At 62.6% G+C, this 23,644-nt stretch carries 25 protein-coding genes; 16 read left to right on the plus strand and 9 right to left on the minus strand.

The features are described from left to right. The first annotated feature begins 342 nt into the window (after window positions 1-342). Together B7H23_RS06565 and B7H23_RS06570 are read left to right on the plus strand one after the other, a co-directional pair. Window positions 343-912: a CarD family transcriptional regulator gene (locus B7H23_RS06565; RefSeq protein ID WP_094076502.1), complete on the plus strand. Its 570-nt coding sequence runs from the start codon at window positions 343-345 to the stop codon at window positions 910-912. Window positions 913-1,218: 306 nt separating this feature from the next. Then, window positions 1,219-2,088 (plus strand): RNA polymerase factor sigma-32, encoded by an 870-nt coding sequence (locus B7H23_RS06570; RefSeq protein ID WP_094076503.1) that lies wholly within the window; start codon window positions 1,219-1,221, stop codon window positions 2,086-2,088. Between the two features lie 75 nt (window positions 2,089-2,163). Here B7H23_RS06570 and B7H23_RS06575 read toward each other — a convergent pair whose 3' ends face one another. Next, entirely contained in the window at window positions 2,164-3,726 is a 1,563-nt protein-coding gene (locus B7H23_RS06575; protein WP_094076504.1) for a M48 family metalloprotease, read from the minus strand. A 182-nt stretch (window positions 3,727-3,908) separates the two neighbouring features. Between B7H23_RS06575 and B7H23_RS06580 the strand changes: the two genes are divergently transcribed. Further along, on the plus strand, window positions 3,909-4,619 hold the full coding sequence (locus B7H23_RS06580) for a thiamine diphosphokinase (RefSeq protein ID WP_094076505.1): 711 nt from the start codon (window positions 3,909-3,911) through the stop codon (window positions 4,617-4,619). A 3-nt stretch (window positions 4,620-4,622) separates the two neighbouring features. Beyond that, a complete protein-coding gene (locus B7H23_RS06585) occupies window positions 4,623-6,440 on the plus strand; it encodes an ABC-F family ATP-binding cassette domain-containing protein (RefSeq protein ID WP_094076506.1) in 1,818 nt (605 codons plus the stop codon). Here the strand turns inward: B7H23_RS06585 and B7H23_RS06590 are convergent, their stop codons facing one another. Together B7H23_RS06590 and B7H23_RS06595 are read right to left on the minus strand one after the other, a co-directional pair. After that, window positions 6,441-6,797 (minus strand): cell division protein ZapA, encoded by a 357-nt coding sequence (locus B7H23_RS06590; RefSeq protein WP_094076507.1) that lies wholly within the window; start codon window positions 6,795-6,797, stop codon window positions 6,441-6,443. 22 nt (window positions 6,798-6,819) lie between these two features. Beyond that, entirely contained in the window at window positions 6,820-7,092 is a 273-nt protein-coding gene (locus B7H23_RS06595; protein WP_094076508.1) for a DUF4164 domain-containing protein, read from the minus strand. A 281-nt stretch (window positions 7,093-7,373) separates the two neighbouring features. Between B7H23_RS06595 and tkt the strand changes: the two genes are divergently transcribed. The 7 genes from tkt to B7H23_RS06630 all read left to right on the plus strand — a co-directional run bounded on the left by tkt (window position 7,374) and on the right by B7H23_RS06630 (window position 14,825). Beyond that, complete coding sequence (tkt, locus tag B7H23_RS06600) at window positions 7,374-9,374, plus strand: transketolase (protein ID WP_094076509.1); 2,001 nt, start codon at window positions 7,374-7,376, stop codon at window positions 9,372-9,374. A gap of 163 nt (window positions 9,375-9,537) precedes the next feature. After that, window positions 9,538-10,548, plus strand: a complete 1,011-nt coding sequence (gap, locus tag B7H23_RS06605) for a type I glyceraldehyde-3-phosphate dehydrogenase (RefSeq protein WP_094076510.1) — start codon at window positions 9,538-9,540, stop codon at window positions 10,546-10,548. Window positions 10,549-10,552: 4 nt separating this feature from the next. After that, window positions 10,553-11,116, plus strand: a complete 564-nt coding sequence (locus tag B7H23_RS06610; RefSeq protein WP_094076511.1) for a putative glycolipid-binding domain-containing protein — start codon at window positions 10,553-10,555, stop codon at window positions 11,114-11,116. After that, complete coding sequence (locus tag B7H23_RS06615; RefSeq protein WP_094076512.1) at window positions 11,113-11,742, plus strand: LysE family transporter; 630 nt, start codon at window positions 11,113-11,115, stop codon at window positions 11,740-11,742. Before B7H23_RS06610 ends, B7H23_RS06615 begins: the two co-directional genes overlap by 4 nt. Before the next feature lie 104 nt (window positions 11,743-11,846). Beyond that, window positions 11,847-13,037, plus strand: a complete 1,191-nt coding sequence (locus B7H23_RS06620) for a phosphoglycerate kinase (protein ID WP_094076513.1) — start codon at window positions 11,847-11,849, stop codon at window positions 13,035-13,037. A 9-nt stretch (window positions 13,038-13,046) separates the two neighbouring features. Beyond that, window positions 13,047-13,874 carry an SGNH/GDSL hydrolase family protein gene (locus tag B7H23_RS06625; RefSeq protein ID WP_240534992.1) on the plus strand — a complete coding sequence of 276 codons (828 nt, stop codon included), beginning with the start codon at window positions 13,047-13,049 and terminating at the stop codon, window positions 13,872-13,874. 69 nt (window positions 13,875-13,943) lie between these two features. Beyond that, window positions 13,944-14,825, plus strand: coding sequence for an SGNH/GDSL hydrolase family protein (locus B7H23_RS06630; RefSeq protein WP_094076514.1), 882 nt, complete (start codon window positions 13,944-13,946; stop codon window positions 14,823-14,825). Between the two features lie 12 nt (window positions 14,826-14,837). Here the strand turns inward: B7H23_RS06630 and B7H23_RS16090 are convergent, their stop codons facing one another. After that, entirely contained in the window at window positions 14,838-14,993 is a 156-nt protein-coding gene (locus B7H23_RS16090; RefSeq protein ID WP_094076515.1) for a hypothetical protein, read from the minus strand. Window positions 14,994-15,197: 204 nt separating this feature from the next. Here B7H23_RS16090 and B7H23_RS06640 point away from each other — a divergent pair, with 204 nt between their 5' ends. Next, entirely contained in the window at window positions 15,198-15,782 is a 585-nt protein-coding gene (locus B7H23_RS06640) for a hypothetical protein (RefSeq protein ID WP_094076516.1), read from the plus strand. A gap of 167 nt (window positions 15,783-15,949) precedes the next feature. After that, complete coding sequence (locus B7H23_RS06645) at window positions 15,950-17,875, plus strand: propionyl-CoA synthetase (protein WP_094076517.1); 1,926 nt, start codon at window positions 15,950-15,952, stop codon at window positions 17,873-17,875. Window positions 17,876-17,969: 94 nt separating this feature from the next. Here the strand turns inward: B7H23_RS06645 and B7H23_RS06650 are convergent, their stop codons facing one another. The 3 genes from B7H23_RS06650 to B7H23_RS06660 are packed head-to-tail and all read right to left on the minus strand — an operon-like array spanning window position 17,970 to window position 20,360. Next, a complete protein-coding gene (locus B7H23_RS06650) occupies window positions 17,970-19,142 on the minus strand; it encodes a DUF3618 domain-containing protein (protein ID WP_094076518.1) in 1,173 nt (390 codons plus the stop codon). Further along, entirely contained in the window at window positions 19,139-19,600 is a 462-nt protein-coding gene (locus tag B7H23_RS06655) for a phage holin family protein (protein WP_094076519.1), read from the minus strand. Before B7H23_RS06655 ends, B7H23_RS06650 begins: the two co-directional genes overlap by 4 nt. A gap of 1 nt (window position 19,601) precedes the next feature. After that, window positions 19,602-20,360, minus strand: a complete 759-nt coding sequence (locus B7H23_RS06660) for a hypothetical protein (RefSeq protein WP_094076520.1) — start codon at window positions 20,358-20,360, stop codon at window positions 19,602-19,604. Between the two features lie 273 nt (window positions 20,361-20,633). On the opposite strand from B7H23_RS06660, the gene B7H23_RS06665 reads away from it, so the two are divergent. Continuing rightward, a complete protein-coding gene (locus B7H23_RS06665; RefSeq protein ID WP_094076521.1) occupies window positions 20,634-21,425 on the plus strand; it encodes an SDR family NAD(P)-dependent oxidoreductase in 792 nt (263 codons plus the stop codon). Here the strand turns inward: B7H23_RS06665 and B7H23_RS16015 are convergent, their stop codons facing one another. After that, a complete protein-coding gene (locus tag B7H23_RS16015; RefSeq protein ID WP_158215786.1) occupies window positions 21,426-21,593 on the minus strand; it encodes a hypothetical protein in 168 nt (55 codons plus the stop codon). A gap of 81 nt (window positions 21,594-21,674) precedes the next feature. On the opposite strand from B7H23_RS16015, the gene B7H23_RS06670 reads away from it, so the two are divergent. Further along, window positions 21,675-22,043, plus strand: a complete 369-nt coding sequence (locus B7H23_RS06670) for a VOC family protein (protein WP_094076522.1) — start codon at window positions 21,675-21,677, stop codon at window positions 22,041-22,043. 39 nt (window positions 22,044-22,082) lie between these two features. Further along, on the plus strand, window positions 22,083-22,829 hold the full coding sequence (locus B7H23_RS06675; RefSeq protein ID WP_094076523.1) for a helix-turn-helix transcriptional regulator: 747 nt from the start codon (window positions 22,083-22,085) through the stop codon (window positions 22,827-22,829). A gap of 3 nt (window positions 22,830-22,832) precedes the next feature. Here the strand turns inward: B7H23_RS06675 and B7H23_RS06680 are convergent, their stop codons facing one another. Next, entirely contained in the window at window positions 22,833-23,552 is a 720-nt protein-coding gene (locus tag B7H23_RS06680) for a DUF1013 domain-containing protein (RefSeq protein WP_094076524.1), read from the minus strand. Between the last annotated feature and the right edge of the window lie 92 nt (window positions 23,553-23,644).

The following is a 23,644-nucleotide window of genomic DNA, read 5'->3' on the forward strand; positions in this document are numbered from 1 at the left end:
GAACCGCAGCCTTCGCTATGGACATGACCGCGATGGCTGCGTAAACCATAGACAATGATTCTGGCATCTTGCGGTATTCGCGCACGCAGCAAATATTTGCTTTGCGGCGTATTTCGTGTTACGTTTCTGACGCATGCCGCAACATCAAGCAGTTTTCAGGCGCTTTCTTTGACCACTTGCTGAGACTTCGCAGTTCTGACCGTACTCGTTTCGACAAACGCTGGACGGTAGAGCCAAATTCGTTTCGCTGCGGACACGGTTAAAGATATGTTAATCGCCGAGTTGATGGCGGTCTGCGACTTCAAGCCCCGCGCCGTGGGGCGAATAGGGAGTTTGCCGAGTATGGCCAGTAAGAAACCAGCACAGCGTCAAGGTTACAAGACGGGACAGTTCATCGTCTATCCGGCGCATGGCGTGGGTCAGATCACAGCGATCGAAGAGCAGGAAGTCGCCGGCATCAAGCTGGAACTGTTCGTGATCGATTTTCAGAAGGACAAGATGCGGCTGAAGGTGCCGGTCGCCAAGGCCGAATCGGTCGGGATGCGCCGTCTTTCCGAAGGCGACTATGTCGAGCGCGCCCTGAAGGTCGTGCAGGGCAAGGCGCGTGTGAAGCGCACCATGTGGTCGCGCCGCGCCCAGGAATACGACGCCAAGATCAATTCCGGCGATCTGATCTCCATCGCCGAAGTGGTCCGCGATCTCTACCGTGACCAGAGCCAGCCGGAACAGTCCTACTCCGAACGCCAGCTTTATGAAGCGGCGCTGGATCGTATGGCGCGCGAAATCGCAGCGGTGAACAAGATGAGCGAAACCGAAGCGGTTCACCTCATCGAGCAGAATCTGGCCAAGGGCCCGAAACGCGGCGCGAAGGCCAATGACAGCGAAGCCGATTCCAAGGAAGAAGCGGCCTGATCGCGATCGATCTGCAGGACAGACCTTTTGAAGAACCCGGCTTCGGCCGGGTTTTTTACGCGACTGTCACAAAAAGGATTTGGCAAGGCCTTGACCGCCTCTGCAACTTCGAGACGGACTTGTCAAGTCTAAAAACCTAAGAAATTCCGAGGGTTCCGGCTATAAAAATTTCTGTGGGGCCGGAACCTTGCCCGCCAAACGGCATTCTTCCTTCGAGGCTGGATGTGGTGGCGTGAAATCTCCTCTTCGTCTGGTTCATGACTCAGCCTTGCCTCAAGGCTGCATTTTATGACGAAAGGGATTGCCATGCGAAACGACAGCGGCCGCTCCTCCATGATCCGGGCAGCGATGAAGGCGCCCTATCTCGAACGGCAGGAAGAACACGAGCTTGCCGTTCGTTGGAAGGACCAGCAGGATCAGGTCGCTCTTCACAAAATCACGACGGCCCATATGCGGCTGGTGATTTCCATGGCTTCCAAGTTTCGCAATTTCGGTCTTCCGATGAGCGATCTCATCCAGGAGGGCCATGTCGGTCTTCTCGAAGCGGCCGCGCGGTTCGAGCCGGAACGCGAGGTTCGCTTCTCCACATACGCCACCTGGTGGATCCGGGCCTCGATTCAGGATTACATCCTGCGGAACTGGTCCATCGTTCGCGGAGGCACATCCTCCGCTCAGAAATCGCTGTTCTTCAATCTTCGCCGCCTTCGCGCCAAGCTGAGCCAGGGCGGCGAAATGCTGTCATCCGCCGTGATGTACAAGGAAATCTCCTCGGCGCTCGGCGTTTCCGAATCGGATGTGGCGCTGATGGATAGCCGCCTTTCCGGTCCCGATTCCTCGCTGAATGCGCCGATGGTTGCCGACAGCGACGGCAGCGCGGATCGCCAGGACTTTCTCGTCAGCGACGATCCGCTGCCCGATGAGGTTGTCGGCACAAGCATCGATGAGAGCCGCCGGACCGAGTGGCTCCGCACGGCGCTGTCTGTGCTGAACGAGCGAGAATTGCGGATCATCAATGAGCGCCGCCTCTGCGATAATGGCGCGACGCTGGAAGCGCTCGGCGACAAGCTGGGCATCTCCAAGGAGCGCGTCCGGCAGATCGAAAGCCGTGCCATGGAGAAGCTGCGCGGCGCGCTGATGAAGGATCATCCCGAAATCGTCGATCACGCCACGGCCTGACTGGTCTGATCCGCCATTCACCGGCGGGATGCACGCACGAAACTTTTGCCCGGTCTTTTCGAAGGCCGGGCCTTTTTATTCGACGACCAGCTTGAATTTTTCGCCCGCGCGAATCCTGTCGTTTTTGCTCAGCCCGTTCAAGACGAGGAAGAGCTGCTCCTTGCGCGTTACCGGGGCCATCTTCGCTGCAAGGCTGCCGATCGTGTCACTGCCGCTCGCGGTAACGATCCTGATCCGCAGGGGTTTCAGGGTGGCGCGTTCCGATTTCGGCAGTACGCGGAAGGAGCGGGCGGTCGTATGGGCCAGCCTGGCGAGTTCCTTCGTTCCGACGGGCGCAGCGGTAAGCAGTCGATAAACGGTGTTGTCGACACGGTAGACCGAAATGGCGAACTCCCAGCCATCGGCGGCGGCCCGCGCGCGCGCATAGGGCAGGCCGTTGACCTGACCCGCCTCGACAGAATTGGGATCGAGCCCGCCGATCCAGCCGCTGGCCAGATAATCCGTCAGCGAAATGCTGCGGGCCACGCGTACCCCATCGAACCGGATCGCCATGTCATTCGGCCCCGCCGCCGTGACCGCCTCGGAAGAATTGTCGATGACGAAACCTTCGGGCACCCGAAAGCCGATACCGATTCTGGGATGCAGGAAATCGCGGCCGCGAATGAAGCCCTCGCGCGCCGTGTCGCCATAAGTCATGCCGTCGATGCCGGCTAGATAGGCGTCGCGCGCGCGTGTTCCGACGCCCGGCCCGCCCTGCTGCCGCGCCAGGCGCTGGGCGATTTCCATGCGGCGCTCGCTGGTCGGATGGCTGGCTAGAAAATCCAGCTCGGGCTTGGCGCCCGTGACCGAGCGAAACCGTGTGTAAGCACTGAGAGACCGGAGAAACCGGACGGCAGCGTAGGGATCGAAGCCAGCGGCGGCCGTGGCGCGAATGCCGATGGCGTCGGCCGCCAATTCCTGCCCGCGTGAAAACTGCGCCAGGCGAAGCTGGCCGCGAATAGCCGCCGCGCGCGCCGCATTGGAGCTGCCGAGCAGGTCCTCGGCGACTTTGGTCGCAACGGTCTCGGCCCGCTCCATCTTCTGGCGTTCGATGCCATGATTGGCCGTGACATGCGCCATCTCATGGGCGATCACGGTCGCAAGCTCCGCCGAATCACTGGCAAGAGCCAGAAGGCCGCGAGTGATATAGAGATAACCGCCGGGCAGCGCGAAAGCGTTGATCGAGGGCGAATCCAGCACGGTAATATTGTAGATCTGCGTATTGTTGTCGCCTGCGGTCGTCAGTTCGCCCACAATGCGTGCGACCGTCCGCTCCAGCTTGGGATCGTTGTATTCGCCGCCATAGGACGCCACGATCTTCGGGTGCTGCTCGGCAGCCAGCCGGCGCAGGCGGTTGTTGCCGGCCACATTGTCCACCGTCACCGGCTTGGAGGATGGGCTGAGAATGGCTTCGCCCCGGGACTGGCCCGACGTCTCCACAATGCTGTCGGTCACGGCGGCACAGCCGGAAAGGGCCAGGCCCGCAAGAGCGACAAGGCCGATGGCGCGCCGATGGACCGTGCCGCCTTTCCGCAAAACGGTGAAATTCGGGCCGTATATCAAACGTGAAAAACCCCGTTCATCCCTAATCGTTCGCATGTGTCCCGCCCATGCCGGCCGCTAAAGCCCAACCGACCGTGTGCTGGCCTAATTCAGGATTATGGCCCCTTCCGGGCATTTGCGTGGCGCGAGACGTCGCAAGACTATGGCTGGCGAAAGGTGAAGGAAATGGTTAGAGCGGGCGGCTTGAATTGGGCTGGCGAAGAATGAGGCGACACGACATGACCCGCTATGCGCTGTTTCTCGGAGGCGACATGGACGCCACGCCGCGCCTGATGAGCCAGGTTGCCGGCCTGCCGGCTATCGCTGCCGATAGCGGTATGAAACATGCCGAGACGCTCGGCGTGACCCCGGAACTGTGGATCGGCGATTTCGACAGCGTAACCCCGGGCGACATGGAGCGATTCCGCGATGTCGCCATGGAACGCCATCCGGTTGACAAGGATATGACCGACGGCGATCTGGCGTTTCGCGAGGCGATCCGGCGGGGCGCGCGTTCTCTGCTCGTGGTCGGCGCGTTTGGCGGTGCACGCCTCGACCATGCGATGCAGATCACAATGGCCGCGATCGGATTGCACGAGGCGGGGATCGACACGATGCTGACCGATGGTCGGCAGGAAGGCCATCCGCTTCGCATCGGCGAAGAGAACCGGTTCGAGCTGTCCGAAGGCACGCTGTTTTCTATTCTGGTCTTCGCCGATCTGAAGGATCTGTCAGTCAGCGGCGCCCGTTGGCCGCTTGCCGATGAAGCGATCCCGTTCGGCTCGTCGCGGACGCTCTCCAATGTGGCGGAAGGGCCGGTCACGATCACCCTTTCGGCCGGGCGCGGCCTGCTGCTTGTGACGCAGGACGTCATCGAGCCGGCCTCAACCGACCGCATGGTCGCCGAGATGATCGCCGATGCCGCCGAATCCGGCGAAGGGGCGGGCTGATCAATGGCGCCGCCGCTACTGACGCTCGACGGCATTTTCCTTACCTTTGGCGGCGCACCCTTGTTCGAGGGCGCGTCGCTTTCGATCGCGCCTGGCGAGAAGATCGCGCTGATCGGACGGAACGGATCCGGCAAATCGACGCTGCTGAAGATCGCGGCCGGCCAGACCGAGCCGATGGATGGCGAGATCTTCCGCCAGCCGGGCGCGACGCTGCGCTATCTGCCGCAGATGCCGGATTTCGAGGGATTCGAGACGGTCGAAGCCTATGTGGAGGCCGGTCTCGGCCCGGCGGACGATCACTGGCGCGTTCTTTACCTTATCGAGCATCTCGGTCTGTCGGCATCGGCCGACCCTGCCACGCTTTCCGGCGGGGAGGCCCGGCGCGCGGCGCTCGCCCGGCTGATGGCGCCGGAGCCGGACATCCTGCTGCTCGACGAGCCGACCAACCATCTGGACCTCGCCACGATCGAATGGCTGGAGGAGGAACTGGTGCGCAGCCGCTCGGCCCTTGTCACGATCAGCCACGACCGGCGGTTTCTGGAAAATGTGACGGACAGGGTGGTCTGGCTCGACCGGAGCCGGACCCGCCGGCTGGACGAGGGGTTTGCCAAATTCGAGGATTGGCGCGACAAGCTGATGGAGGAGGAAGAAGCAGCCCATCACAAGCTCGGTCGCAAGATCGAGCGGGAGCAGCACTGGATCGTCCATGGCGTGTCGGGCCGGCGCAAGCGCAATATGCGACGGGTCGACGAGCTTGCCGAACTGCGCCGGCAGTTTCGCGAACGGCGCGGCCCGCAGGGCAATGCGACGATGGCGGCCAGCGAGGCCGAGGCGAGCGGCAAACTGGTGATCGAAGCGAAGGGTCTTGCCAAGAGCTATGATGGGCGGCCTATCGTCCGCGATTTTTCCATCCGCATTCAGCGCGGCGACCGGATCGGTCTCGTCGGGCCGAACGGCGTCGGCAAGACAACGCTTCTGAAACTGCTGCTCGGCGATCTTTCCAGCGATGAGGGGTCGCTGCGGCATGGCACCAATCTGGAAGTGGCGATGCTCGACCAGCGCCGCGCGGCGCTCGATCCCGATATGGGTTTGGCCGACTGGCTGACGGGCGGGCGGGGCGACCAACTCGTCATCGACGATCAGCCACGCCACGTCATCTCCTATATGAAGGACTTCCTGTTCTCGCCGGAACAGGCGCGCACGCCCATCCGCGAATTGTCGGGCGGTGAGAAGGCCCGCCTGCTTCTGGCGCGGACGCTGGCGCAGCCGGCCAATCTGCTGGTGCTGGACGAGCCGACCAATGATCTCGACATGGAAACGCTCGATCTGCTGCAGGAGCTGGTGGCCAATTTCAAAGGCACAGTCATTCTCGTCAGCCATGACCGCGATTTCCTTGATCGCACGGTGACGAGCACGCTCGTGCCGGAAGGCGACGGGCGCTGGACCAACTATGCCGGCGGCTATTCCGACATGCTGGCGCAACGCGGCAGCCGGCCCTTCAAACCCATCGGCGAGGCAGCCGAGAGCAAGCCGAAGGCTGCGTCTGCCACAGCTCCCTCGAAACCCGAAGCGAAAAAGAAAAGCGCCAAACTGTCCTACAAGCAGCAGTTCCGGCTGGAGAAGCTGCCGGGCGAAATGGAAGCGCTGGCTGCCGAGATCGAAAAGGGCGAAGTGAAGCTGGCCGCGCCGGATTTCTTCGGCCGCGACCCGCAAGGCTTCAACGCGCTGGCGAAAAAGTTGGAAGCGACGAAAGCCGAGCTGGCGAGCGCCGAAGAGGAATGGCTGGAACTGGAAATGCTGAAGGAGGAGATGGAGGGTTAGTCAGCCATCCAGCTTCTTGGCGATGGTCTGCACCCGCTCGGCAAGGCGGGTGATGTCGCCGGCAATGGCGCCACCGGCGTCGCGCGCCTTCTTCTCGGCGCTGTCGCGCTCGCTTCTCAGCGTCTCGATCTCTTTCTCCAGCTTGTCCAACCGCGCCTTCGTGTCGGACAATTCGTCCATCACCATGATACCGGCCATGACGGAGAGGCGATGATCGCCGATCTCGCCGAAACTGCCTTTCAGATGACGGATATAGCCATCCAGCTGTTCGGCGAGCCCCAGAAGGTGCTCTTCCTGACCTTCATCGCAGGCCATGCGATAGGTCTTCTCATCGATGGTAACGGAGACTTGCGCCATTCAGCCGGGTCCTGCCCTTAATCTAGCGATCCACGACCGCGCGGATGGTTTCCATGGCCGAAACGAGGCGGCCGGAGACTTCGCGATTGGCGTCCGCCAGCCTTTCGGCGCGGCCCTCGCTCTCATCCAGAAGGTCGGCGAGGCGGGCGCGGTCGGTGTTCATCCGCTGCACTTCTTCCTGCGCGCCCGCGAAATCCTGCTCGCGCTCCAGCCGGGCATCGACGGCGTTCTCCAGCGTTCCAATCGCCTCGGCGAGCTTTTTGATCGCCTGTCGAAAATTGCTCTCCTGCGTCATTGTCCCCCACCGAAAGATCACGGCTGCCTGCGAATCAACGCGGCTTTTCCGTCGATTAGAAAGCGCAGCTTATGGGCCGCTTTAAGGAAGGGTCAACGCGCCGGGTGCGCCATCCACCTCATTTCGGGCGCGGTTCGATTGACTCATTTCACGGCCCTGCTATGTCTCGCCGGCATTTTCAACCGGATCGGGCGACCAGCGCGAGCGCGCTTCCCTTGAGAATCCATGACGGCCCCACCAGACGGGCGCCCGGGCCCAACACCATCAATCAGCGAGCGATCATGACCCAATCGGAGAAACATGAGCGGATGGCCAATGCGATCCGCTTCCTTTCCATGGATGCGGTGGAACAGGCCAATTCCGGTCATCCCGGCCTGCCGATGGGCGCGGCGGACATTGCGACCGTCCTGTTTTCGCGTTTCCTGAAGCACGATCCGAAGAACCCTGACTGGCCTGACCGCGACCGCTTCGTGCTGTCGGCCGGTCATGGCTCCATGCTGCTCTATTCGCTCCTTTACCTCACCGGCTACGAGGATATCACGCTCGAGGAAATCAAGAATTTCCGCCAGTTCGGCAGCAAGACGGCGGGCCACCCGGAATATGGCCATGCCGCCGGTATCGAAACCACGACCGGCCCGCTCGGCCAGGGCATCACCAATGCGGTCGGCATGGCGCTGGCGGAGCGGCTTCTGAACGCCCGCTATGGCGACGCGCTGGTCGACCATTACACCTACACCATCGCCGGCGATGGCTGCCTGATGGAAGGCATCAGCCAGGAGGCCATCGCGCTGGCGGGCCATCTGCGGCTGAACAAGCTGATCGTCTTCTGGGACAATAACGGCATCACCATCGACGGTTCCGTCGATCTGTCCGATTCGACCGATCAACGGGCGCGGTTCGAAGCGTCGGGCTGGGCGACGCTCGATGTGGATGGCCACGACGCCGAAGCGATTGCAGAGGCCATTGAGAAGGCGCGCGAAAGCGACAAGCCGACCATGATCGCCTGCAAGACCGAGATCGGTCGCGGCGCGCCCACCAAGGTCGGCACCAACAAGGTGCATGGCAGCCCGCTTGGCGCCGACGAAATCACGGCGACGCGCAAGTCGCTGGACTGGGCGCATGAGAGCTTCGACATTCCGAGCGAAATTCTGGACGACTGGCGATTGGCGGGACTGCGCTCCACCAAGGCGCGGACGGCCTGGGAAGGCCGGCTTCAGGACGCCGATCCGGAGATGAAGGGCGCGTTCGAGCGGGCCATGCGCGGCGATCTGCCGGGCGCGCTGGAAACGGCGATCGCCGATTACAAGAAGTCGCTGGCGCACGACAAGCCGAAGGTCGCGACCCGAAAGGCGTCCGAAATGGCGCTCGAAGTCATCAATGGCGCGGTGCCCGAGACCATTGGCGGATCGGCCGATCTGACCGGCTCGAACAACACCAAGACCAGCCAGACCAAGCCCGTCTCGGCCGACGATTTCTCTGGTCGCTACATCTATTACGGCATTCGCGAGCACGGCATGGCCGCCGCGATGAACGGCATCGCCCTGCATGGCGGCCTCATCCCCTATGGTGCGACCTTCCTCGTCTTCACCGACTACTGCCGCCCGGCCATGCGCCTGTCCTCTCTGATGGGGCTGCGCGTCATCTATGTGATGACCCACGATTCCATCGGTCTTGGCGAAGATGGGCCGACGCACCAGCCGGTCGAGCATCTGGCGGCGCTGCGCGCCATTCCGAACCACTACATCTTCCGCCCGGCAGACGCCTGCGAGACGATGGAATGCTGGCAGCTGGCGCTGGAGAGCCGCAAGACGCCCTCGACGCTCGCCCTGACGCGTCAGGGTCTCGCCACGGTGCGCCACGAGTTCGAAGAAGAGAATATGTGCCGCTATGGCGCCTATGAGCTGGAAACGGCGTCCGCCGAACCCAAGGTGACGATCTTCGCCACCGGTTCGGAGGTCGGCCTGGCGCTGGAAGCCCGGACGGCGCTGGAAGCCAAGGGCCATCCGACGCGCGTCGTCTCGGTGCCCTGTTTCGAACTGTTCGAGCAGCAGAGCGAAGCCTACAAGGCGGCCATTCGCGGCGATTCGAAGGTGCGCATCGGCGTCGAAGCGGCCATTCGCCAGGGCTGGGACCTGTTCCTGGACCGCGACGATCCCTTCATCGGCATGAACAGCTTCGGCGCATCGGCGCCGGCGGACGAGCTGTTCCGGCATTTCGGCATCACCACCGAGGCCATCGTGGCCGCGGCCGAAAAGCGGCTCGCCGCGCTCGAACGGGGCTAGCCGCCGCCTGCCGGCGGCCGCATGCACCGCAATTTGTCTCGGCGATAATGCGCGGGGTGGATTCTTCCGCGCGGCAGGATTATGAGCGGGGCGAACCGAATTCAGGGGCGCGCGCTGCGGAAAGCGGCGGCCGGCGGCCCGCTTCCCGCAGGAGAAATCGCTCATGACGCTTCGTATCGCCATCAATGGCTTTGGCCGCATCGGCCGCAATGTGGTTCGCGCCATTTATGAGAGCGGCCGCACCGATGTGGATGTGGTGGCCATCAACGATCTGGGCCCGGTCGAGACCAATGCGCATCTGATGCGGTTCGACAGCGTGCACGGCGCGTTTCCGAAATCCGTCGAGGTCGATGGCGACACGATCAGAATCGAGGGCGGCGACAGCTTCAAGGTGCTGTCGGAGCGCGATCCGAAGGCGCTGCCCTGGGGCGATCTGGACATCGATGTGGTGATGGAATGCACCGGCATCTTCACCGCCCGGGACAAGGCGGCAATGCATCTGGAAGCTGGCGCCAAGCGCGTTCTGGTCTCCGCGCCCGCATCCGGCGCCGACAAGACCGTCGTTTATGGTGTCAATCACGACGTGCTGACCAAGGACGACCTCGTCGTCTCCAACGCCTCCTGCACGACCAACTGCCTGTCGCCCGTCGCCAAGGTGCTGCACGATCTGATCGGCATCGAAAAGGGCATGATGACGACGATCCACTCCTATACGGGCGACCAGCCGACGCTGGACACCATGCACAAGGATCTCTACCGCGCCCGCGCCGCCGCGATGAGCATGATCCCGACCTCGACCGGTGCGGCCAAGGCGGTCGGCCTCGTCCTGCCGGAATTGAACGGCAAGCTGGACGGTTTCGCCATGCGCGTGCCGACGCCGAACGTCTCGGTGGTCGATCTGAAGTTCATCGCCAAGCGCGACACGTCGGTCGAAGAGATCAACCAGGCGATCCGTAGCGCGGCGGATGGCGGTCTGAAGGGCGTCCTGTCCTACACGGACGCGCCGAACGTCTCCATCGACTTCAACCACAACCCGAACTCGTCGATCTTCCATCTCGATCAGACCAAGGTGATGGACGGTACGTTCTGTTCGATCCTGACCTGGTACGACAATGAATGGGGCTTCTCCAACCGCATGGCCGACACCGCCGTCGCGATGGGCAAGCTGATCTGACAGTATGGGTTTCGAGAGCTGTTTCGGCATAGATATACGTTGGGCAGCTCTCGATCCCGCTGGTCTCGAACATTGCCGGATCGAAGCCGTTTCGGATGGGGTGACGATTCGGTCCGTTCTCGTCGGCGGTCGTGGCGGCCGCGACTATGGCATCAGCTACACGATACGATGCGACGAGACATGGGCGGTTCAGTCCTTTTCCGTCGAGGATGTCGGCGGCATTCGTCTGTCGATGCGCCGGCAGGACGATGGCTGGGTCGGCGCGGACGAGGCCCACGACACCCGCTTTGACGGCGCTTCACTGATCGATCTCGCTGGAACGCCGTTCACAAACACGCTCGCGATCCGGGCTCTTCCCGATCAGCACGAGAGCACGAGTGCAGCGTTTCGCGTCGTCTATGTTCCGTTCGATGATCTGGCCCCGATCCTCGACCAACAGCGTTACACGGTGGTCGAACCCTATCGCAGCTATCATTACGCGGCCGTCGATCGCTCTTTCGAAGTGATGCTGCCAGTTGATCGCAGCGCAATCGTCAAAGACTATCCAGGAATGTTTCGACGCCTATGACCGGTATCGCCACCGTCTTCGTGCTGACCCTGTTTGCGGCGATGCTGCCAGGGCCGGATTTCGCGGTCGTCTCGCGCAACGCGCTGGTAAGCGGGCGGCGCGCAGGCGTGCTGACGGCGGTTGGGATCGCGGCGGGCCTGCTGGTTCACGCCGGCTACGCCATTGCCGGTATCGGCGTTGCGGTGAGCCAGTCGATCCTGCTTTTCAATATCCTCAAATGGGTCGGCGCGGCCTATCTGATCTTTCTGGGCCTTTCGATGATCCACAGCGCATCGGCGGGGCAGGGCACGTTGGTCGACGAGGGCGCCGACCTGGCGCCAATGGGCCCGTGGCAGGCCCTGCGCTGGGGCTTCTTTACCAATGCTACCAATGTGAAGGCGACCTTCTTCACGCTTTCCATCTTCACCCAGGTCGCGACACCCGAAACGCCGCTCTCGCTGAAGCTGGCCTTCGGTGCGACGACCTCGATCACCTGCTTTCTTTGGTTTTCCGCGGTGGCGCTCTTTCTGTCGCGTCCGTCCGTTCGGCGAGCCTATCTGTCGCTCAAGGTCTGGATGGAGCGCATCTTCGGCGCGCTGATCGCCGGCTTTGGCGTGACCCTCGCCTTTGCACGCCAGCCGGGCTGAGCCGACCTTCCATTCGCCTGCACGGAGACCCGACCTAAAATCTGGACGTCGTCGCTCCGGCCCTTTATGCGAAAGCCGGTGACGAATCCCGAGGTATTGCGAAAATGAGCTTCAAGACGCTGGACGATCTGGCCGAACTGACCGGTAAGCGCGCGCTGCTGCGTGTCGATATCAATGTGCCGATGAAGGATGGAAGGGTGACCGACGCCACCCGCATCGAGCGCGTCGCGCCGACGATAGCGGAACTGTCCGACAGGGGCGCAAAGGTCATTCTGCTTGCCCATTTCGGTCGGCCGAAGGGCAAGACCGTATCGGAGATGAGCTTGAAACCCGTCGCCTCCGCCGTGGAGGAAGTGCTGGATCACCGGGTGCATTTCGCCACGCTGGATCAGGCGGACGACGCCATCGCCAAGATGGCCAATGGCGATGTACTGCTGCTGGAGAACACCCGCTTCGAGCCGGGCGAAGAGAAGAACGATCCCGATCTCGCCACCCGCTATGCGGGCCTCGGCGATCTCTATGTCAACGACGCCTTTTCCGCCGCCCATCGCGCGCATGCGTCGACCGAAGGGCTGGCGCATCAACTGCCGGCCTATGCGGGCCGGACCATGCAGACCGAGCTGGAGGCGCTGCAGAAGGGCCTCGGCGAGCCGGAACGGCCAGTCGTTGCGATCGTCGGCGGGGCGAAGGTCTCCACCAAGATCGACCTACTCATGAATCTGGTGAAGAAGGTGGATGCGGTCGTCGTCGGTGGCGGCATGGCCAATACGTTTCTCGCCGCCGACGGCATCGACGTTCAGGCCTCGCTCTGCGAGCACGATCTGGCCGACACCGCCCGCGAGATCGAGGCGGAGGCCGAGAAGGCCGGCTGCGCGCTCGTGCTGCCGGTCGATGCGGTGGTCGCCAGTGAGTTCAAAGCCGGCGCCCCGAGCGAGACCGTCTCGGTTGACGCCGTGCCGGCGGGCCAGATGATCCTCGATGCCGGGCCGCAAAGCGTCGAAAAGATCAAGGAGTGGATCGAACGGGCGAACACGCTGATCTGGAACGGCCCGCTCGGCGCGTTCGAGATCGAGCCCTTCGATACCGCGACCGTAGCGGCGGCGCGCTATGCCGCCGAACGCACCGAAGTGGGGGAGCTGGTGTCGGTGGCCGGTGGCGGCGATACCGTTGCCGCGCTCAACCATGCCGGCGTCGCCGATGAATTCACCTATGTCTCCACGGCGGGCGGCGCCTTTCTGAAATGGATGGAAGGCAAGACCCTGCCGGGTGTGAAGGCGCTCGACGCCGACGACTGAGAGGACGACGTGCTCAAGCGACCGGAACCGCTCACCGGAGCCGTCAGCGAAGACGGGATCGAACCAACGGACGCCATCGGACCCGGCCGCTATGGCCGGCTCGCCGGTCCCCTCTCGCTCCTCGGTCTGCCGATCTATGTCTGGCAGGGGATCGGCATGCGCCGCCGCAGCCTGCGCCTGTCGCCGCCGCCCGGTCCGGTCGAGGGCCGGTTCGAGGGGCAGGAGCCGGAAATTCGGTTGCTGGTGATCGGCGACAGTTCGGTACAGGGGGTGGGCGCGAACCGGCAGGAGGAAGGCCTGGCCTTCCAGATCGGCCGGTCGCTGGCGCAAAGGTCGGGCCGGGCCGTCCGCTGGCGGGCCGCCGGCTTCAATTCGGCCACCGTGCCGCAACTGACCCTGCGGGTCCTGCCGCATCTGGAGCCGCGCGACTTCACCCATATCGTCGTCTCGGCCGGCATCAACGACGCCAAGAACTGGCATGGCGCGCGCCGCTTCAAGCGCGACTTCGGCGAATTGATCTACGCCCTTCGCGCGCGGTTTCCGGGCGCGCAGCTGTTCTGGAACCCGATCTTCAATCTGCGCCTCGTGCCTGGCCTGCCGCCGCAACTCGCCACCGTGCTCGACATGCGGGCGGAGCTTCTAACGCGACGTGCGCGCCAGCTCTGCCGCGAGCGAGGCATGAACGCGCTGCCGGAGCTGCGGGCTGTCGAAGCCAAGGGCTTTTCGCGGGACGGCTTTCACGCCGGTGCGGCGGGTTATGCGGCGCTCGGGTCGCATCTGGCCGATCACATGCTGGCCGGCGATGAGACCATAAGTGATCGAACCGCCGAAATTTGACCGCCCTGTTTCGCCACGGTTCTATGATCGGCTTTGAAATTTCCGGCAGAAAAGGCAGGACGGCTCCCGATGCGGATGCGACACCATCGACGGAACTATCGGTATCGGATCGTCAGCGAGGCGGGACTGTTGCCTTCGCCGGAACCGATCAGCCGGCATTCGCGCCTGGCGTGGCTGCTCTCCGATCTGGCGGTGCCCATCTATCTTCTGCAGGGTCTTTGGACCCGCATTCGGACGCCACGGCTCGCGCCGCCGCCGGGCCGAACCGGAGGGCGCCTGAATGGCCGCGGTGCCGAAATCTCGCTTCTCGTGATCGGCGACAGCACCGTGCACGGCGTCGGGACGGACAGGCAGCACGACACGCTCGCACCTTCCATCGCGCGCCGGCTGCAGGACATGACGAGCCGTCCCGTCCGCTGGCGGGCCAACGGATTCAACGGTTCCGTTATCCGTGAGATCACCGAATGCGTCGTGCCGAATCTGCCGCATGGCGGCTGGTCGCATATCATCCTGTCGGTGGGTCACAACGACGCCAAGAATTTCCACACGCGGCGCCGCTTCGTCCGCGATCTGACCCGGCTGATCTTCGCCGTAAAGGCGCGGTTCCCCGATGCGAAGATCTATTGGGGCTCGCTGCTCGACTTCCGCAAGATGCCCAACCTGCCGGAGCCGCTCGCCACGATCATCGATCTGCGGGCCGATACGCTTTCGCGGGTCGGCTGGAGCATCTGTCGGGAGCAAGGCGTCACCGTCCTGCCGGCGATCGACCTGGTTCTGCCGGATCACTTCTCGCGCGACGGGTTCCATGCCGGCCCGGTCGGCTACAATGTGTGGGCGCGCCATATTGCCGAACATATCGCGCGATCGGAGTTCATTCCGGCGGCGGACCACCGAAAGCACGTTGCCGATGCACCTGCCCTCGCTGTTCGGGAAGAACGCTCGGGCCCTTGACGAATCGGGCTTCTATGGCCGGATCAGCACGGTCAGCATCATCATGCCGAGTGCGACGAGCGCCAGCTTCCAGAAATCGCGCCGGCGTTTGAGCCCAGGCAGGCCAAGCGGGTAAATGACCTGCACGACCATGATCAGGAGGATGAGAAGGGAGAAGGCTTTCGACACAAGGACCTTGCACGCGGTCGGTTCGGATATCGCCCTTCTGCCATGAATGGTTTTGAAAGAAAAGAAAAAATAACCGATCGTTAAAATTGTCGGATTTCTTCCTCTTAACGGCCCATTATCTCTATTGAATCAGTTTTTCCTAGGAATCGCATCCTTTTTTTGGCTGCCTGATTGTTCTGGCGTGTAACCAAAAAGGAGATCGCCATGAATATCGTCAAAGTCTCGCTTCTTGCTTCCGGGTTCGTTCTTGCCGGCATGTCGCCCTCATTCGCGCAGGTCAGCGTCGGCGCGGATGTGGGTGGCACCTCGGTAGGCGCCAGTGTTGGCGGCGGTGGAGCAAGTGCCGGCGCCAGCACCGGTGTTGGCGGCGGAACGAGTGCTTCCGCGGATGCCGGCTCCCGCAGTGGCGGCGGGCTCGGTGCCGATGCGAATGTCAGTACCGGTCTTTTGGGTGGCACGACCGCCGATGCCGATGTCGATATTGGCGGCGGCAATGGCGTTAGCGCCGATGTAGATGTCGGAACCGGCGCTCTCGGCGGTACGAATGCAAATGCCGATGTCAATGTCGGTGGTGGCGCGACGTCGGCGGATGTGAGGGTCGGCATAGGCGGCGGCTCGATCATCCCGGGCAATGAGGCCGCCAGTTCGGTCATCAACGGCGTCGACGGCACGATCACCAGCGCGGTCGGGCTGTCCGAGGACGAATTGACGAAGCTCTGCGAGAAGGTCGCGGCGAACCGCGGCGCCTATTCCAGCGAGATCATCGCAACCTGCGTCGAGCGGCAGTAAGCGCTACCATTCTATAAGCGCACGTTGATTCCATCGTGGAATGGCCCCGCCAGGTGCGGGGCCGTTTTGCGTTTGCGCGTTTGCGTCGTCATATTCGCCCATAGTCAAATGGCTCATTGTCGCGCAGTTTGTCATGAACGCGCGGAAGAATTCGGTTCGGGAGGAAAATGATGAGCGACTATGAGAGCGTCTACGCTCAATGGCAGGCGGGCCCGGAGACCTTCTGGGAGGAGCAGGCGGAAGCGATCGACTGGATGAAGCCCGCCGACAAAATCTTCGATGCCGAGGCTGGGGTTTACGGACGCTGGTTCGCCGGCGCCGAATGCAACACCTGCGCCAATGCGGTCGACCGCCATGTCGAAGCCGGCCATGGCGACCGGCTCGCCATCATATACGACAGTCCGATTACCGGAACTAAAAGCCAGATCACCTATTCGGAGCTTTTGAAGCAGGTCAACGCACTGGCCTGCGTCCTTTCCGACAAGGGCGTGACGAAGGGCGACCGCGTCGTTCTGTATATGCCGATGATCCCGCAAACCGCGATCGCGATGCTGGCCTGCGCGCGTCTCGGTGCGATTCACTCGGTTGTTTTCGGCGGGTTCGCGGCAAAGGAACTGGCGACCCGCATCAACGACGCCAAGCCGAAAATGGTCATCGCGGCTTCCTGCGGGCTGGAGCCTTCGCGCATCGTCGAATACAAACCGCTGCTCGATAAGGCCATCGAGATGGCGGACACGCCTCCCGAAACATGCGTGATCTTCCAGCGGCCCCAGGCCGAGGCATCGATGGTCGAGGGACGCGATATCGACTGGGCGGACGCCGTATCGGCCGCAGAGGGCCGGACGGTCGAGCCAACGGCCGTGGCGGCGACCGACCCGCTCTACGTCCTCTATACCTCCGGCACGACCGGCCAGCCGAAGGGCGTGATCCGCGACAATGGCGGCCATATGGTCGCGCTCGAATGGACCATGAAGAATTTCTACGGCATCGATCCGGGCGATGTCCTCTTTACCGCATCCGATTTCGGCTGGGTCGTCGGCCATTCCTACATCGTCTATGGCCCCCTGCTGCGTGGCGCCACGACCATCATCTTCGAGGGAAAACCGGTCGGCACGCCCGATCCCGGCGTGTTCTGGCGGATTGTCGAGGAGTATGGCGTCAAGGCGATCTTCACCGCGCCGACGGCCTTCCGCGCCATTCGCCAGCAGGATCCTGAAGGCGAGTTCATCAAGAAATACGACCTGTCATCGTTTCAGACGCTGTTTCTGGCCGGCGAACGGGCCGATCCTGAGACGATCAAATGGGCCGAGCGGCAGTTGAACGTGCCGGTGATCGACCATTGGTGGCAAACGGAAACAGGCTGGGTGATGTGTGGCAACCCGGCGGGCCTCGGCTTGCTGCCGGTCAAATACGGATCGCCGACCAAGCCGATGCCGGGCTACGACATTCAGATTCTGACCGATGAGGGCGAGCCGGTGACCGAGCCAAATGTGCTGGGCAATGTGGTTGTCAAGCTGCCGTTGCCGCCCGGCGCACTACCGACGCTCTGGAATGCCGATCAGCGGTTCAGGGACGCCTATCTCGAAGAGTATCCCGGCTACTACAAGACGGCCGATGCCGGCAAGATCGATGAGGATGGCTACCTGTTCGTCATGGCGCGGACGGACGACATCATCAATGTGGCCGGCCATCGTTTGTCGACAGGCGCGATGGAAGAGGTGCTCGCCGAGCACCCCGACGTCGCGGAGGCGGCGGTGATTGGCATTGCCGACCCGATGAAGGGACAGGTGCCGCTCGGTTTCGTCGTGCTGTCGAACGGTGTGGACCGGCCCGAATCGGAATTGGAGAAAGAGATCGTCGCCATGGTCCGGGACCGGATCGGGGCGGTGGCCGCCTTTCGGCAGCTTGTCTGCGTCAAGCGGCTGCCAAAGACCCGCTCCGGCAAAATACTTCGCGCCACCATGCAGAAGATCGCCGACAAGGAAGATTCGCCGGTGCCGGCGACCATCGACGATCCGGCCATTCTGGAAGAGGTCTCGGCGGTTCTGGAACGACGGGGCTTCTTATCGCGGCCATTGGAAGCGAAAGAATAACCCACCGCAGGTTTTCGACGGCAACGGAAAAGGGCGCGCCTTCATGGCGCGCCCTTCGTATCGGTGGTTCAAGCAGTTATCGTAAAATGTCTGCTCAAGTCTTCTTCTTCACTTCGTCCCTGGCCGTTTGTGCGGCCGTGCGGGCAACGTCTGCCACCTTTTCAGCCACCGTCTCACCTTCGCCTTTCGGTTTCAGGCCTTTTTGTTCGGCACGCTCCGACGCAGCGGTGTAAGTCTTCTCCGCTACATCGCGCGCTTCGGTGACGGCGTCACGGCCGCGCTCGTAGGCCTGGTCGCGCAGATTGTCGCGGGTTTCACCCATCAACTCGTCTTCGCGACGTGTCGGCGGCAGAGCCGCGCCGATCGCCGCGCCCACCGCGACTGCGATCGCACCGAACACGAGTGGTTCATCGCGAAACGCGCCGATCAGTTCGGACTGAATGTTGCGGTAGCCGCGCGTCGCAGACTGCCGCGCTTGCGAAGCGCGGTAGCTGACCGCCCGTCCGCCATCGGCGAAGGCCTGCCCGGTGCTTGCCGCAGCATCTCGCGCAGCCTGGCTAGCACTGGAAGCGCCCGAAGATATGCTCGATGCCGCATTGCCGGCGGCACTGCCGACTGCCGAACCGGCGGATCGTGCGCTCTCGCCGACCGAAGACGCGGCGCCTGAGATGGCCGAACCGGTCTTGGACGCGCCGCTGGAAACGGACGAGCCTGTACTCGACGCAGCTCCGGAGATGGCCGAGCCGACGCCCGACGCGGCTCCGGAGACGGCCGAGCCGACGCCCGACGCCTTGTCTTTCAGCGATGAGCCGGTCGTATCACTGCCGCCGACATAGGTGGCGCCGCCCGTTCGCGGATCGGCATCCGACGGGGATCGGTAGGGATCGTGATATTCGCCGCTATCCGGAAACCGGTCGGGATCGAGATGCCGTCCGCCGCCTGCACGAAAGCGGCCATATTCATCGACATCCGCGCCATCGTCGGAACCGTAGCGATCGTAAAGGTCGCGTCCCGTGGAACGCACGCCGCTGCCAAAGGCAAGCCACGCTATGCCGGCCCCGATGAGGCCAAGAGCGAGAGGGTTGTCGCGAACCTGCTGGCCGAAGTTCTTACCGGCTTCGGCAACCTGTCCTTCCTTGAAGAAACCCAGGGCTTCGTCCATCATCTGGCCGGGGCTCATACGATCCTTCAGCGCATCGATCGTATTATCAATGTTGGAACGATGACGTTCCGCTTCTGCCTCCAGGCGGTCGGTCTTGTCGCTCATCGCGCTTGCTCCTTCACGAGTTTCGCATCGCGGGAGACCTGATCGGCGGTCCGCTCCGGTACGAGATTTTTGGCTTGCAGATTGGTGCGTCCGCGGTTCAGCAGCACCATGCCGACGACGGCGAATAGAATACCGACAATGAGCGCGGCCCACGCGGCCCAGCCACTGCCAGCCGCCGCCTGTGCGGACGTCGCCGCTTCCGTATCGAACAGGAAAGCAAGCAGTTTGGTTATAGCCGCCACAAGCGCCTGGCTGAGGACAAAGAGAGCAACCAGAAGGCACATCGCGCCAGCGGCGATTTCGCCGCCACCGACCTGAACCTGAGTGAGCTTGTCGTTGAGTTCCGACCGGATCAGCTTGCCTTCCGCCTGGAAAAGCGAGCGCACCTCGTCCACGAGTGTGCGAATGAGGTCCGGAAGCGAACGGGTGTCGTTCGAATGTTCTGTAGGCTGGCTCATCTTACTGCCCCTTCTTCGGCTGGCCGATCGGCCCGCTGGTTCCACCACTAATCGTTCCGCCGCTACTGGGCGTACGACTGCTCGTGACCGTCGTTGACGGGCTGGGCTTCGGAGAACCTGCTGACGATGGCGACGTCGGGGTCGTGGAGGACGATGGTGAAGATGCTGACGGAGAGGGCGTCGACGGCGATGTTGCACGATGCGTTGTCGCACCGCCTGTCGGCGATACTCCGCCCGTACCGGTGTAGGGTGCCGGCGGTGGCGGTGTTTCGCCGTAATCTCTTGGACTGTGGGCCGATGAGGCGCGGGCAAACCTGCCGAGCGCGACACCCGTCAGGGCAGCGCCAACGAGAAATGCGGTCGGCTGATTGCGGGCAAAGCCCGATACGCTGTTGACGATCTCACCGACGGAGCGGCCCGAAATAGCGCCGCTGACATCTTCAAGACCTCGCGCCGCTTCACGAACGAGATTGGCGGACATCGACTGGTCGCGCTCACCGAGCTTGTCGGCTGCCGCACGAATGGATGCTGCAAAGTCTTCGACGGTCGAGGCCGCCACATCCTTGCCGCGTTCGGCCTGGTTGAGACCTTCCTGCTTGGCCTTTTCGGCCATGTTGCTCGCCTCGGACTTCAGGTCCGAGGCCACTTTCGAAGCTTCAGCAGAGGCGGCGTCAGCTTCGCGCTGGGCGGCCTGTTTGACGTTTTCGGCGTCGGCTTTCGCCTTATCGGCGGCCGGGCCGGATCTGGGATCTTGGGGCATGAATATTCCCTCAGGCGAGTCCGAGTAAAGAAAGGATGAAGATGACGACCACCACTAGGCCGACGAGATAGATAATACTGTTCATTGGATGCCTTGCGCCTCCGGGTAATCAGGAACTTACCTGAGGCTAAGCCCCGATACCGCGCGAAGGTTCCCGTTCGTCTTGCAAATTGATACAGATTAATCGGACGCTCTGCCTGATGCGATACCCGGCGGCGATTGACGGATAGCGGCGCTGGACCATCCTTTAAGCGTCAGCAGAGGGAAACGCGCATGAGCATCGAAGGCAGGACGGCCATTGTGACGGGTGGCGCCAGCGGAATCGGCCTGGCCGTCGCACGCGTACTCGTCAAGGCAGGCGCCAAGGTCGTTATTGCCGACATGGATCAGCAGACCGGAGAAACCGCCGAGGAGCAGCTATCCGCCCATGGTGCGGTGCAGTTTATCCGCACCGACGTTTCCAAGCGGTTGGATGTGCACAATCTGATGGCGCTTGCCGTCGACCATTTCGAAACGATCGACATATTGGTCAACAATGCCGCGATACTGGAGCGGTGCTCTCTTCTGGATCTGCACGAGGATGCCTTTCGCCACGTATTGGACATCAATGTCACGGGTGCGTTTCTGACCACTCAGGCGGCGGCAAGACTGATGGTGTCTCAGGCAGAAAACGGCCAACCGCCGGGCATCATCGTGAATATTTCCTCGCTGAACGGTCGGGTCGCGATGAACGGCCAGCTTGCCTATTGCGTCTCCAAGGGGGCGATGGACCAACTCACACGAAGTGCCGCCGTCGAACTGGCGGCCTGGGGTATCCGCGTCAACGGCGTTGCGCCCGGAACCATCGCAACGGACATGGTGGCCAATCTGACCGACAATCCCGGCATACGCGACCAGATCCTCAGTCGCACGCCCCTTGGCCGGCTCGGCGAGCCCGACGAAGTGGCCGATCTGGTGAAATTCCTCGTATCGGGACGCGCGGCCTATATGACCGGCGAGACCATCCTGGTCGACGGGGGACGGCGGGCGCTGAACATCCCCCTTCCGCCCGCCGACGAGGATTGATCAGGCCACGCGACGGCGCGAGTTTCTGCGATCGGAACTGCCCAATACGCGTTTCATGATCCAGCCGATCACCAGTGTCTTGACGATTCGTTTGAACATTGTCGTGCCTCCATCAATAGGTTTTGCCCTGAACGCGCCACCGGCCAAAAGGTTGATGGCGGCCGGCACGAATTTCATCCTGACAGCAGGGTGTCAGTAGCGCTGTGCGATAAACCGGCCCTCACCAATCGGACGCGAAGGGAAACGGCGATGGCAAAAGAGAATGTATGCGTGTGGTTCGAACTGCCCGTCAGCGATATGGCCGCCAGCAAGGTGTTCTATGAGAAGGCCACCGGTCATTCGTTGAAAGAACAGGACATGGACGGCAGCACCATGCTCGTCTTCGAATGTGCGGATGAAGAAAATGGCGTGTCCGGCCATCTTTACAAAGGCAAGCCTGCCGGCAATGGCCGGGGGCCGACGGTTCATCTGGCCGCCGAGGGAACGGTGGAAGAGGCGATGCAGAGGGCCAAGGACGCTGGCGCGACGATCGTTTCACCCATTATCGAGATCCCTGCCGGGCGGTTCGTTTACTGCACCGACCCGGACGGCAATTCGATCGGTCTTTTCAGCTCATAAGGAAAGCGCGATGGTAGGCCGTCGAATGGGAGGGAAGCCATGCGCCGGGCCGACCGTCTTTTCATGATCGTGCAGGCTCTTCGCCGCGGGCGCGTGCTCACGGCGAAGGCGCTCGCGACCGAGCTGGAGGTGTCGGATCGGACGATCTATCGCGACATCGCCGATCTGCAGGGCGCCGGCGTACCGATCGACGGCGAGGCCGGTGTCGGCTACGTCCTGCGACCCGGCTTCGACCTGCCGCCGTTGATGTTCACGATCGACGAGGTGTCGGCGCTGGCCGCAGGCGTTCGCATGATTATGGCGTTCGGCGGCGCAGCCATGAGCGATGCCGCACGCGGCGCGCTCGACAAGATCGAGGCGGTTCTGCCAGCCGACCGGGCGAAGGCGGCCGACGGTCTGCGCCTGTTCGTGCCACCTTTTCTGATCGATCCACCGCATCGCGTACTGATCGACCGCATCAACCGGGCGGTCGAGCGGAACGAGGTGCTGGAGCTTTCCTATGCCGATGAAGAGCGCGCCCGGACGAACCGGTTCGTCAGGCCCCTGGCGCTGGTGTTCTGGGGGAAGGCCTGGACGCTGATCGGATGGTGCGAATTGCGGCAGGCTTTTCGCATGTTCCGCGTCGACCGGATCGTCCGCCTTGGCGAAACCGGCCGTATCGAACGGCCGATCCCGGAACAGTCATTGGCCGAATATTACCGGCTTCTCGAAGAAGACGAATGCGCGCCGCTCTCTCCAGAGATGGCGCGCGAAGCCCGAAAGTCGCGTCTGGGGCGCCATCCCTAGAGGTCAGTTGTCCTGTTCGTCCGAACCGCCGCCCTTCAGCGATGACAGCTTGGCGAAGACCTTGTCGGCATCGAGTTCTTCTTCCTCGCCATCCTTCTCTACCGGCTTTTCAGAGCCGAAGACCGCCGTATTCTCGGTCAGATTTTCGGTGGCGGACGCAGGGAGCAGCGTGGTGTCGTTCGTCTCCTCGACGACCGGCTTGTCCTTGGATGCCTTGGACACTTCGAAATCCAGGTCGATCTGCGAGCACATGCCGAGCGTCACCGGATCCATCGGCACCAGGTTGGACTGGTTCCAGTGTTCACGGTTGCGGATGGTTTCGATCGTGCTCTTGGTCGTGCCGACAAGCCGGCAGATCTGACCGTCTTTCAGTTCGGGATGGTTTTTCACCATCCAGAGAATGGCGTTGGGCCGATCCTGCCGGCGCGACACGGGCGTATAGCGCGGACCCTTTCGCTTGGCTTCGGGTACCCGGACCTTCGGGTCCGACAGCTTCATGCGATGGTTCTTGTCGGCCTCGGCCTTTTCGATCTCTTCGCGGGTAAGCTGACCGTTGCTGACCGGGTCGAGCCCCTTGATCCCCTGCGCCGATTCGCCATCGGCGATGGCTTTGACCTCGAGCGGATGCAGCTTGCAGAAATGAGCGATCTGATCGAAGGACAGCGCCGTGTTGTCGACCAGCCAGACAGCCGTCGCTTTCGGCATGAGAAGCTGTTGAGCCATGAGAATAAATCCTTCCTTCGCCCGCGTCCCGAAGCGCGGGCGGTGGTCGATGCCACCGGTGAATGGGAATGGCTCGCATATAACGCGGCAGG

This window comes from Notoacmeibacter marinus, from assembly GCF_002238045.1.
GTDB classification, from domain to species: Bacteria; Pseudomonadota; Alphaproteobacteria; order Rhizobiales; family Rhizobiaceae; genus Notoacmeibacter; species Notoacmeibacter marinus.

Bases quoted from the DNA above. Each gene is read 5' to 3' on its own strand.
- B7H23_RS06565 (WP_094076502.1), top strand. From the start codon at position 343: ATGGCCAGTAAGAAACCAGCACAGCGTCAAGGTTACAAGACGGGACAG.
- B7H23_RS06570 (WP_094076503.1), top strand. From the start codon at position 1,219: ATGCGAAACGACAGCGGCCGCTCCTCCATGATCCGGGCAGCGATGAAG.
- B7H23_RS06575 (WP_094076504.1), bottom strand. From the start codon at position 3,726: ATGCGAACGATTAGGGATGAACGGGGTTTTTCACGTTTGATATACGGC.
- B7H23_RS06580 (WP_094076505.1), top strand. From the start codon at position 3,909: ATGACCCGCTATGCGCTGTTTCTCGGAGGCGACATGGACGCCACGCCG.
- B7H23_RS06585 (WP_094076506.1), top strand. From the start codon at position 4,623: ATGGCGCCGCCGCTACTGACGCTCGACGGCATTTTCCTTACCTTTGGC.
- B7H23_RS06590 (WP_094076507.1), bottom strand. From the start codon at position 6,797: ATGGCGCAAGTCTCCGTTACCATCGATGAGAAGACCTATCGCATGGCC.
- B7H23_RS06595 (WP_094076508.1), bottom strand. From the start codon at position 7,092: ATGACGCAGGAGAGCAATTTTCGACAGGCGATCAAAAAGCTCGCCGAG.
- tkt (WP_094076509.1), top strand. From the start codon at position 7,374: ATGACCCAATCGGAGAAACATGAGCGGATGGCCAATGCGATCCGCTTC.
- gap (WP_094076510.1), top strand. From the start codon at position 9,538: ATGACGCTTCGTATCGCCATCAATGGCTTTGGCCGCATCGGCCGCAAT.
- B7H23_RS06610 (WP_094076511.1), top strand. From the start codon at position 10,553: ATGGGTTTCGAGAGCTGTTTCGGCATAGATATACGTTGGGCAGCTCTC.
- B7H23_RS06615 (WP_094076512.1), top strand. From the start codon at position 11,113: ATGACCGGTATCGCCACCGTCTTCGTGCTGACCCTGTTTGCGGCGATG.
- B7H23_RS06620 (WP_094076513.1), top strand. From the start codon at position 11,847: ATGAGCTTCAAGACGCTGGACGATCTGGCCGAACTGACCGGTAAGCGC.
- B7H23_RS06630 (WP_094076514.1), top strand. From the start codon at position 13,944: ATGCGGATGCGACACCATCGACGGAACTATCGGTATCGGATCGTCAGC.
- B7H23_RS06640 (WP_094076516.1), top strand. From the start codon at position 15,198: ATGAATATCGTCAAAGTCTCGCTTCTTGCTTCCGGGTTCGTTCTTGCC.
- B7H23_RS06645 (WP_094076517.1), top strand. From the start codon at position 15,950: ATGATGAGCGACTATGAGAGCGTCTACGCTCAATGGCAGGCGGGCCCG.
- B7H23_RS06650 (WP_094076518.1), bottom strand. From the start codon at position 19,142: ATGAGCGACAAGACCGACCGCCTGGAGGCAGAAGCGGAACGTCATCGT.
- B7H23_RS06655 (WP_094076519.1), bottom strand. From the start codon at position 19,600: ATGAGCCAGCCTACAGAACATTCGAACGACACCCGTTCGCTTCCGGAC.
- B7H23_RS06660 (WP_094076520.1), bottom strand. From the start codon at position 20,360: ATGCCCCAAGATCCCAGATCCGGCCCGGCCGCCGATAAGGCGAAAGCC.
- B7H23_RS06665 (WP_094076521.1), top strand. From the start codon at position 20,634: ATGAGCATCGAAGGCAGGACGGCCATTGTGACGGGTGGCGCCAGCGGA.
- B7H23_RS06670 (WP_094076522.1), top strand. From the start codon at position 21,675: ATGGCAAAAGAGAATGTATGCGTGTGGTTCGAACTGCCCGTCAGCGAT.
- B7H23_RS06675 (WP_094076523.1), top strand. From the start codon at position 22,083: ATGCGCCGGGCCGACCGTCTTTTCATGATCGTGCAGGCTCTTCGCCGC.
- B7H23_RS06680 (WP_094076524.1), bottom strand. From the start codon at position 23,552: ATGGCTCAACAGCTTCTCATGCCGAAAGCGACGGCTGTCTGGCTGGTC.